Source organism: Streptomyces sp. A0958 (genome assembly GCF_004795035.1).
Lineage (GTDB): Bacteria > Actinomycetota > Actinomycetes > Streptomycetales > Streptomycetaceae > Streptomyces.
This window is the reverse complement of sequence record NZ_SSBK01000013.1, coordinates 162,393-170,686: the sequence shown is the minus strand read 5'-3', so window position 1 is coordinate 170,686 and position 8,294 is coordinate 162,393. Positions and strand designations below refer to the sequence as shown.

Genomic DNA, 8,294 nt, shown 5'->3' with positions numbered 1-8,294 from the left:
CCGCGCCGCTTCCCCGCGCGGCCGCAGCCCCGTTCGTACCCGTTCGGCTGGCGGCTGGACGACCTCGGGCCGCACTGGGCCCCCAGCCGGCCGCTGGAGCCGCTGCCGGACGAGGCGGCCCGGACAGCCCTCAGGCGGCGAGCAGCGGGGCCAGGCAGCGGCGGGCGAACTCGCGTACCTGGGTGTCGTCGTCCAGCTCGAAGCAGCTGACGGGGTTGAGCAGGAAGGAGACGGTGATCCGCACCATCAGTTCGGCGACGGGTGTCGGGTCGCTCTCCGGCCGGCCTTCCAGGCGGCGGGCCTCGCGGAGCCGGCCCGCCAGGTAGCCGCGGATCGCCAGGAAGGCCGGTCCGCTCTCCACGGTCAGGAACGGCAGCATGGTCTCGGGCTCCAGCCGCAGCAGCCCGCCGATGAGCGGGTGCTCGCGGATGTGCCGCAGCACCGCGGCGAACCCCTCGACCAGCCGGTCCTCCGTGGTGGGCAGCGCCGCCACGGCCTCGTCGACCTCCACGACGAACCGGCGGTACTCGCGCAACAGGCACGCCGAGACGAGGCTGTCCTTGTTGCCGATCCGCCGGTACACGGTCACCCGGGAGACGCGGGCGCGCCTGGCGACGTCGTCCACGGTCGAGCGGCGCAGCCCGAAGGTCATGAACTGCTCACGCGCGGCGTCCAGGATCTGCTCGCTCAGCGCGTCGGAGGGCGCGGCTCCCCCGCCGAGCCCCGGGACCGGGGACATCTCGTCGGTGCTGCGTGCCGTCATGGGCCCTCCCCCGTTCCGCCGGTTCACCCCACCATAGAAGCCGGAACAGAGTGACACGTTCCGTATTCCTGTACCAGTCCGCGCGGAACGTGGTTCACCGCTCGGCCGCACGGCCCGGCCGGGGAAGGCCGAGCCACCGCCGGCCTGCTTGTGCTCGGCACTCTCAGTCGAAGTCGTACACGCTCACCGGGACGCCCCGGTCCGTCAGACGGGCTTCTATCAGCGGCTCGATGCGGGACCACCTGCCGCCCGCCAGCCCGCAGCCGATCCGGGGCATGTGCACCGAAACCCCCAGCTCATGCGCCCGGTCGGCCACGGTGCCCAATGCCGTGTCGATGGCCTCGTAGCGCACCGGGGCGCCGTTGCTGCCCCGGCGCATCCCGTGCTGGCCCACTATGTTCGCCACCCATACGGACGGGGTCACCTGGACGAACTGCACCGCGCCGAGGCCGAAGTCGTTGCTCGCGCGCTCGCGGTGCCACCTGCGGTAGGCCGCCTCCGGTTCGGGCCAGCGGCGCGAGAGGGCCAGGACGAGCCCTTGCCCCAGCCTCCGAGATCGTTGCAGACGTGCACGATCATCTTGACGCCCTTGCCGCGGGGCGAGGTCGCGTCCCCTTGTACGTAAGTGATCCCGGACATGCGTCCAGGCTAGGCGCCGCCACTGACAGCCGCCGGGGCAACCACTTTCACATCGATGGTGAGACAGCAATACTGTTGCACCGAGTGGGGCACGCGCCTGGCGGCCCGCTCACGAGGCCGGACACGAGGAGCGGACATGGCGACCGAGGCCGAGGAGCCGAAGCTCACCGTCGACGAGCTGGCGGCTCGCGCCGGGGTGACCGTGCGTACGGTGCGGTTCTACAGCACGCGGGGGCTGCTGCCGCCCCCGGTCATCGGGCCCCGCCGGGTCGGGCACTACGGGCACGGCCACCTCTCGCGGCTGGCGCTCATCGAGGAGCTTCAGCACCAGGGCATGACGCTCGCCGCGATCGAACGTTACCTGGAGCAGCTGCCGCCCGATCTCAGCGCCCACGATCTGGCCATTCACCGGGCCCTGGTGGCGTCCTGGGCGCCGGACTCGGCGGAGGACGCGTCGCGGGCGGAGCTGGAGCGGCGGGCGGGGCGTCCGCTCAGTGAGCAGGACCTCGACCGGCTGGCCGCGATGGGGGTGCTGGAGCGGTCCGCGCCCGGGGACGGCGTCTACCGGCTGGACCCGGGACTGCTGCGGCTCGGCGTGGAGCTGCTCGACGTGCCGATCGCGCACGAGACGATCCTCGCCGCCCGTACGGTTCTGATGGAGCACACCCGTTCGGCCGCGCAGGAGCTGACCCGGCTCTTCCGGGACGAGGTGTGGAACCCGTACCGGGAGCGGGAATCGGACCCCGAACACGTCAAGGCGATGAAGTCGCTGTCCGCGCACATGCAGCCGATGGTGCTCCAGGCGCTGGTGACCGCCTTCCAGCGCTCCCTGAAGGAGGAGCTGCGGGCGGCGTTCACCGCACAGTGAGCGCGCCGAGTGCCGTACCGCCCCGGGCGAGGGGTGGTACGGCACTCGGCGCGTCGGCTCAGTCGTGGAAGGTCTCGCCCTTCTCCGCCTTCTCCACGAGCAGCGCGGGCGGCAGGAAGCGGTCGCCGTAGCGCTCGGCGAGTTCCCGGGCGCGGGTCACAAAGCCGGGCAGGCCGCCCTCGTAACCGTTGATGTACTGGAGCACGCCGCCGGTCCACGGCGGGAAGCCGATGCCCATGATGGAGCCGATGTTGGCGTCCGCGACGGTGATCAGCACGTTCTCCTCCAGGCAGCGGACGCTGTCCAGGGCCTCGGAGAAGAGCATCCGCTCCTGCATGTCGGTGAACGAGATGTCCGTCTCCGGCTTCGTGAAGTGCTCGCGCAGGCCGGGCCACAGGCGGGTGCGCTTGCCGGTCTCGTCGTACTCGTAGAAGCCGGCGCCGCCGCTGCGGCCGGGGCGGCCGAATTCGTCGACCATCCGGTCGATCACCGCGTCCGCCGGGTGGCCGGGCCAGGTGCCGCCCGCCTCCTCGACGGCCTTGCGGGTCTCTTCGCGGATCTTGCGGGGCAGGGTGAGGGTCAGCTCGTCCATGAGGGAGAGCACCTTGGCCGGGTAGCCCGCCTGGGCCGCCGCCTGCTCGACGGAGGCTGGCTCGACGCCCTCGCCGACCATGGCGACGCCCTCGTTCATGAACTGGCCGATGACGCGCGAGGTGAAGAAGCCGCGCGAGTCGTTGACGACGATCGGCGTCTTCTTGATCCGGCGGACCAGGTCGAAGGCGCGGGCCAGCGCCTCGTCGCCGGTCTTCTCGCCCTTGATGATCTCGACCAGCGGCATCTTGTCGACGGGCGAGAAGAAGTGCAGCCCGATGAAGTCGGCGGGGCGCGCGACGCCTTCGGCCAGCACCGTGATGGGCAGGGTGGAGGTGTTGGAGCAGAGCAGCGCGTCCGGCTCGACGATGTCCTGGATCTCCTGGAACACCTGGTGCTTGAGCCCGGTGTCCTCGAAGACGGCCTCGATGACCGCGTCGCAGCCCGCGAGGTCGGCCGGGTCGCCGGTCGGGGTGATGCGGGCCAGCAGCTCGTCGCGCCCGGCCTCGGTCGTACGGCCCCGGGAGAGCGCCTTGTCGAGCAGCTTCTCGCTGTATGCCTTGCCCTTGGCTGCGGCCTCGGTGGAGACGTCCTTGAGGACGACCTCGATGCCGGCCTTCGCGCAGGAGTAGGCGATGCCCGCGCCCATCATCCCGGCGCCGAGAACGGCGACCTTGCGGACCTGGCGCTCCTCGATGCCCTTGGGGCGGCTGGCGCCGGAGTTGACGGCCTGGAGGTCGAAGAAGAACGCCTGGATCATGTTCTTGGAGACCTGGCCGGTGACCAGCTCGGTGAAGTACCGGGCCTCGATGGTCAGGGCGGTCTCGAAGTCGACCTGCGAGCCCTCGACGGCGGCGGCCATGATGTTGCGCGGCGCGGGCATGGGGGCGCCGGCGAGCTGCTTCTTCAGGTTGGACGGGAAGGCCGGCAGGTTCGCGGCGAACTTGGGGTTCGACGGGGTGCCGCCGGGGATCTTGTAGCCCTTGACGTCCCAGGGCTGCTGGGACTCGGGGTGCGCGTCGATGAAGGCGCGGGCCTTGTCGAGCATCTCCTCGGGCGTGGCGGCGACCTCGTGGACCAGGCCGTTCTCCAGCGCGCGCCGCGGGGTGTACTGGGTGCCCTGGAGGAGCACCTTGAGCAGGGCGTCGGCGATGCCCATGAGGCGTACGGTGCGGGTGACGCCGCCGCCCGCGGGCAGCAGGCCGAGGGTGACCTCGGGCAGGCCGATGCGGGAGCCGGGCGCGTCGAGGGCGACGCGGTGGTGGGAGGCGAGCGCGATCTCGTAGCCGCCGCCGAGGGCCGCGCCGTTGATGGCGGCGACGACCGGCTTGCCGAGGGTCTCGATGCGGCGCAGCGAGTTCTTGATCGCGGTACCGGTGTCGAAGGCGGCCTGCGCGTTCTCGGGGCCGACCTTGATCATGTCCTTGAGGTCGCCGCCCGCGAAGAAGGTCTTCTTGGCGGAGGTGTAGATGATGCCGCGGATGGAGTCCTTCTCGGCCTCGGCGCGGTCGGCGACGGCCGCGATGGAGTCCTTGAAGGCCTGGTTCATCGTGTTGGCGGACTGGTTGGGGTCGTCCAGTACGAGGGTGACGACGCCGGTCTCGTCCTGTTCCCAGCGGATGGTCGTGCTCTGGGTCATGGGTTCGTGTTCTCCGTAGGAAGAGGGAGGGTCAGAGACGCTCGATGACGGTGGCGATGCCCATGCCGCCGCCCACGCACAGGGTGGCGAGGCCGTAGCGCTTGTCCTGGCGCTCCAGCTCGTCGATGAGCGTGCCGAGGATCATCGCGCCGGTGGCGCCCAGGGGGTGGCCCAGCGCGATGGCGCCGCCGTTGACGTTGATCTTGTCGAGGGAGAGCCCCATGTCCCGGGCGAAGCGCAGGACGACTCCGGCGAAGGCCTCGTTGATCTCGACCAGGTCGATGTCCTCGATGGTCAGGCCGGCCTTGGCGAGCGCCTTGCGGCTGGCGGGGGCGGGGCCGGTGAGCATGATGGTGGGCTCGGAGCCGGAGACGGCCGCGGAGACGATCCGGGCGCGCGGGGTGAGGCCGTAGCGCTCACCGATCTCCTTGGAGCCGATGGCGACGAGGGCGGCGCCGTCCACGATGCCGGAGGAGTTGCCCGCGTGGTGGACGTGGTCGATCTTCTCGACCCAGTGGTACTTCTGGAGCGCCACCGCGTCGAAGCCGCCCATCTCACCGATGGTCGCGAAGGAGGGTTTGAGCGAGGCGAGGGAGTCGGCGGTGGTGCCGGGCCGCATGTGCTCGTCGTGGTCGAGGACGACGAGGCCGTTGCGGTCCTTGACGGGGACGACCGACCGCGCGAAGCGGTTGTCCTTCCACGCCTCGGCGGCCCGCTCCTGCGACAGCGCGGCGAACTCGTCCACGTCGCGGCGCGAGAAGCCCTCGATGGTGGCGATGAGGTCGGCGCCGACGCCCTGCGGGGCGAAGCCCGTCTCGTAGTTGGTCATCGGGTCCATCGCCCAGGCGCCGCCGTCGGAGCCCATCGGCACCCGGGACATCGACTCGACGCCGCCCGCAAGGATGAGGTCCTCCCAGCCCGAACGCACCTTGGCGGCGGCCAGGTTGACGGCCTCCAGGCCCGAGGCACAGAAGCGGTTCTCCTGGACGCCGGCGACGGTGTCCGGCAGCCCGGCCGCGATGGCGGCGATCCGGGCGATGTCGGACCCCTGGTCGCCGAGCGGACTGACCACGCCGAGGACGATGTCGTCGACGGCGGCCGGGTCCAGGCCGGGGAAGCGGGCGCGGAGCTCGTGGATCAGGCCGACGACGAGGTCGATCGGCTTGGTGCCGTGCAGGGCGCCGTTGACCTTGCCGCGGCCGCGCGGGGTGCGGATCGCGTCGTAGACGAATGCTTCGGTACTCAAGACAGCTGCCTTTCGAGGGTGGTGGCGCGAGCGTGGTGCGGCGAGCGGAGGTCAGGCGAGCAGCGAGCGGCCGATGATCTCCTTCATGATCTCGGTCGTGCCGCCGTAGATGGTCTGGATGCGGCCGTCGGTGAACGCCCTGGCCACCGGGTACTCGGTCATGTAGCCGTAGCCGCCGTGCAGTTGGAGGCAGCGGTCGGCGACGCGCTTTTGCAGCTCGGTCGCCCACCACTTCGCCATCGAGGCGTGCACCGCATCCAGGGCGCCCTCGGAGTGGTCCACGATGCACCGGTCCAGGAAGGTACGGGTGACCGCGCACTCGGTGGCCATCTCCGCGATCTCGAAGCGGATGTGCTGGAGCTTGGACAGCGGCCGGCCGAACGCCTCGCGCTGCTTGACGTACGCGGTGGTGATCTCCAGGAGGTGTTCGGCGGCGGCGATCCCGGCGACGGCTATGCCCATGCGTTCCTGGGCCAGGTTGGTCATCAGGTGGATGAAGGCGCCGTCGCGCTCGCCGAGGAGGTTCTCCTTGGGGACGCGCACGTCGTTGAAGAACAGCTCGGCGGTGTCCTGGGACTTCTGGCCGATCTTGTCGAGGTTGCGGCCCCGCTCGAAGCCCTCCGCGCCGCGCTCCACGACGATCAGCGAGAGGCCCTTGGCACCGCCGTCCGGGGTGGTCTTCGCGACGACGACCACGAGGTCGGCGAGGATGCCGTTGGAGATGAACGTCTTGGAGCCGTTGAGCAGCCAGTGGTCGCCCTTGTCCTCGGCGGTGGTGCGGATGCCCTGGAGGTCGGAGCCGGCGCCGGGTTCGGTCATGGCGATGGCGGTGATGGTCTCGCCGCTGCAGAAGCCGGGCAGCCAGCGCCGCTTCTGCTCGTCGGTCGCGAGGCCGGTGAGGTAGGGGCCGATGATGTCGTTGTGCAGCCCGAGCGCGAGGCCGGGGGCGCCGGCCCGGGTGAACTCCTCGGCGAGTACGGCGCTGTAGCGGAAGTCGGGGTTGCCGCCGCCCCCGTACTCCTCGGGCACGGCGAGGCCGAGGAGCCCCTGCCGTCCGGCGGCCCGCCATGCCTCGCGCGAGACGATGCCGTCCTTCTCCCACTGCTCGTAGTGCGGAAGGACCTCCTTGGCGAGGAAGGTGCGGACGGTCTCGCGGAACGCGTCGTGCTCTTCGGTGAAGATCTGCCGCTGCATCAGTCGGTGGTGTCCTTCCGGGTGGTCCGCAGGCCGGGCACGTCCCAGTCGGCGGCGACGGCGTCGGTGTCCGCGCCCGGCAGGGCCGGGCTGGTGCGCACCGATGCGGGGGTGGCCGAGAAGCGGGGCGCGGGCGCGGGCTGGGTGAGTCCGCCGTGTTCCACGAAGGTGGCGCGGGCGGCGAGGTGCGGGTGGTGCGGTGCCTCGCGGAGCGAGAGGACGGGCGCCACACAGGCGTCCGACCCGTCGAAGACCTCGGTCCACTCGGCGCGGGTGCGGGTGCGGAACCGGTCGGCGACGGCGGTGCGCAGTTCGTCCCAGCGGGCGAGGTCGCCCCGGTCGGGGGCGGTGTCCCCGAGGCCCAGGAGCCGGACGAACTCGTCGTAGAACCGCTGCTCCAGCGGGCCGACGGCCATGTACTGGCCGTCGGAGGTCTCGTACGAGCCGTAGAAGGGGCAGCCGCCGTCCAGGAGGTTGGAGCCGCGCCGGTCCTGCCAGCCGCCGGCCGCGAGCATGCCGTGGATCATCGTGGCGAGGTGGGCGGCGCCGTCGACGATCGCCGCGTCGACGACCTGTCCGGTGCCGCCGGGGGTACGGGCGTGCTGCAGGGCGGCGAGGATGCCGACGACGAGGTAGAGCGAGCCGCCCGCGTAGTCACCGACCAGGTTGGCCGGGACGGTGGGCGGTTCACCGGGCCTGCCGATCATGGAGAGGGTGCCGGTGAGCGCGATGTAGGAGATGTCGTGTCCGGCGCGCTCGGCCAGCGGCCCGTCCTGGCCCCAGCCGGTCATCCGCCCGTAGACGAGCTTCGGGTTGCGGGCCAGGCAGGCGTCGGGGCCCACACCGAGGCGTTCGGCGACGCCCGGCCGGTAGCCCTCGATGAGGACGTCGGCGCGCTCCACCAGGTCCAGGACGGTGGCCGGGCCGTCGGCGGCCTTGAGGTCGAGGAGCACGGAGCGCTTGTTGCGGTTGGTGAGGTCATGGGCCGGGTCGATGCCGAGTCCGGCGCCGCCGGGGCGGTCGACCCGCACCACGTCCGCGCCCAGATCGGCCAGGAGCATCGCGGCGAACGGGCCGGGGCCGATGCCGGCGAGCTCCACCACCCGCAGCCCGGCGAGCGGGCCGCGCGGACCGTTCTCTGTTGTTGCCATCGAGCCCCCAGCGGTATGACACAACTGATGTAACATCGATGATGCTAAGAACGCACCGCGCTCCGCACAACCCCTTGGGCCGAGCAAGCGCTTAGTTCTTCTCGCGGATACTCATGGATACTCCCCCATGACCCCCTCCCGCCCGCCCACCGCCACGACGGGCCGCGCTAACCTCGGCTCGCTCTATCGGCGCCGGCCCTCGC

6 protein-coding genes and 2 pseudogenes are annotated in these 8,294 nt (G+C 71.2%); 2 read left to right on the top strand and 6 right to left on the bottom strand.

Annotated elements, in window-relative coordinates:
• A pseudogene (locus E6P78_RS33420) lies at positions 1–210 on the top strand (DUF2236 domain-containing protein); the annotation flags it as partial.
• Here E6P78_RS33420 and E6P78_RS16110 read toward each other — a convergent pair.
• A complete protein-coding gene (locus E6P78_RS16110; RefSeq protein WP_136204289.1) occupies positions 131–739 on the bottom strand; it encodes a TetR/AcrR family transcriptional regulator in 609 nt (202 codons plus the stop codon). The pseudogene E6P78_RS33420 and the gene E6P78_RS16110 sit on opposite strands and share 80 nt — an antisense overlap.
• A gap of 187 nt (positions 740–926) precedes the next feature.
• A pseudogene (locus E6P78_RS16105) lies at positions 927–1,402 on the bottom strand (macro domain-containing protein).
• Between the two features lie 136 nt (positions 1,403–1,538).
• On the opposite strand from E6P78_RS16105, the gene E6P78_RS16100 reads away from it, so the two are divergent.
• Positions 1,539–2,270: a MerR family transcriptional regulator gene (locus E6P78_RS16100; RefSeq protein ID WP_136204277.1), complete on the top strand. Its 732-nt coding sequence runs from the start codon at positions 1,539–1,541 to the stop codon at positions 2,268–2,270.
• 58 nt (positions 2,271–2,328) lie between these two features.
• Here E6P78_RS16100 and E6P78_RS16095 read toward each other — a convergent pair whose 3' ends face one another.
• The 4 genes from E6P78_RS16095 to E6P78_RS16080 are packed head-to-tail and all read right to left on the bottom strand — an operon-like array spanning position 2,329 to position 8,091.
• Positions 2,329–4,500, bottom strand: a complete 2,172-nt coding sequence (locus tag E6P78_RS16095) for a 3-hydroxyacyl-CoA dehydrogenase NAD-binding domain-containing protein (protein WP_136204276.1) — start codon at positions 4,498–4,500, stop codon at positions 2,329–2,331.
• Positions 4,501–4,531: 31 nt separating this feature from the next.
• On the bottom strand, positions 4,532–5,746 hold the full coding sequence (locus tag E6P78_RS16090; RefSeq protein ID WP_136204275.1) for an acetyl-CoA C-acetyltransferase: 1,215 nt from the start codon (positions 5,744–5,746) through the stop codon (positions 4,532–4,534).
• A gap of 51 nt (positions 5,747–5,797) precedes the next feature.
• Positions 5,798–6,940, bottom strand: a complete 1,143-nt coding sequence (locus E6P78_RS16085; RefSeq protein WP_136204274.1) for an acyl-CoA dehydrogenase family protein — start codon at positions 6,938–6,940, stop codon at positions 5,798–5,800.
• Positions 6,940–8,091, bottom strand: a complete 1,152-nt coding sequence (locus tag E6P78_RS16080) for a CaiB/BaiF CoA-transferase family protein (RefSeq protein ID WP_136204273.1) — start codon at positions 8,089–8,091, stop codon at positions 6,940–6,942. Before E6P78_RS16080 ends, E6P78_RS16085 begins: the two co-directional genes overlap by 1 nt.
• Positions 8,092–8,294 lie beyond the last annotated feature (203 nt).

Coding starts and splice junctions, on each gene's coding strand:
- E6P78_RS16110 (WP_136204289.1), bottom strand. CDS start 739: ATGTCCCCGGTCCCGGGGCTCGGCGGGGGAGCCGCGCCCTCCGACGCG.
- E6P78_RS16100 (WP_136204277.1), top strand. CDS start 1,539: ATGGCGACCGAGGCCGAGGAGCCGAAGCTCACCGTCGACGAGCTGGCG.
- E6P78_RS16095 (WP_136204276.1), bottom strand. CDS start 4,500: ATGACCCAGAGCACGACCATCCGCTGGGAACAGGACGAGACCGGCGTC.
- E6P78_RS16085 (WP_136204274.1), bottom strand. CDS start 6,940: ATGCAGCGGCAGATCTTCACCGAAGAGCACGACGCGTTCCGCGAGACC.
- E6P78_RS16080 (WP_136204273.1), bottom strand. CDS start 8,091: ATGGCAACAACAGAGAACGGTCCGCGCGGCCCGCTCGCCGGGCTGCGG.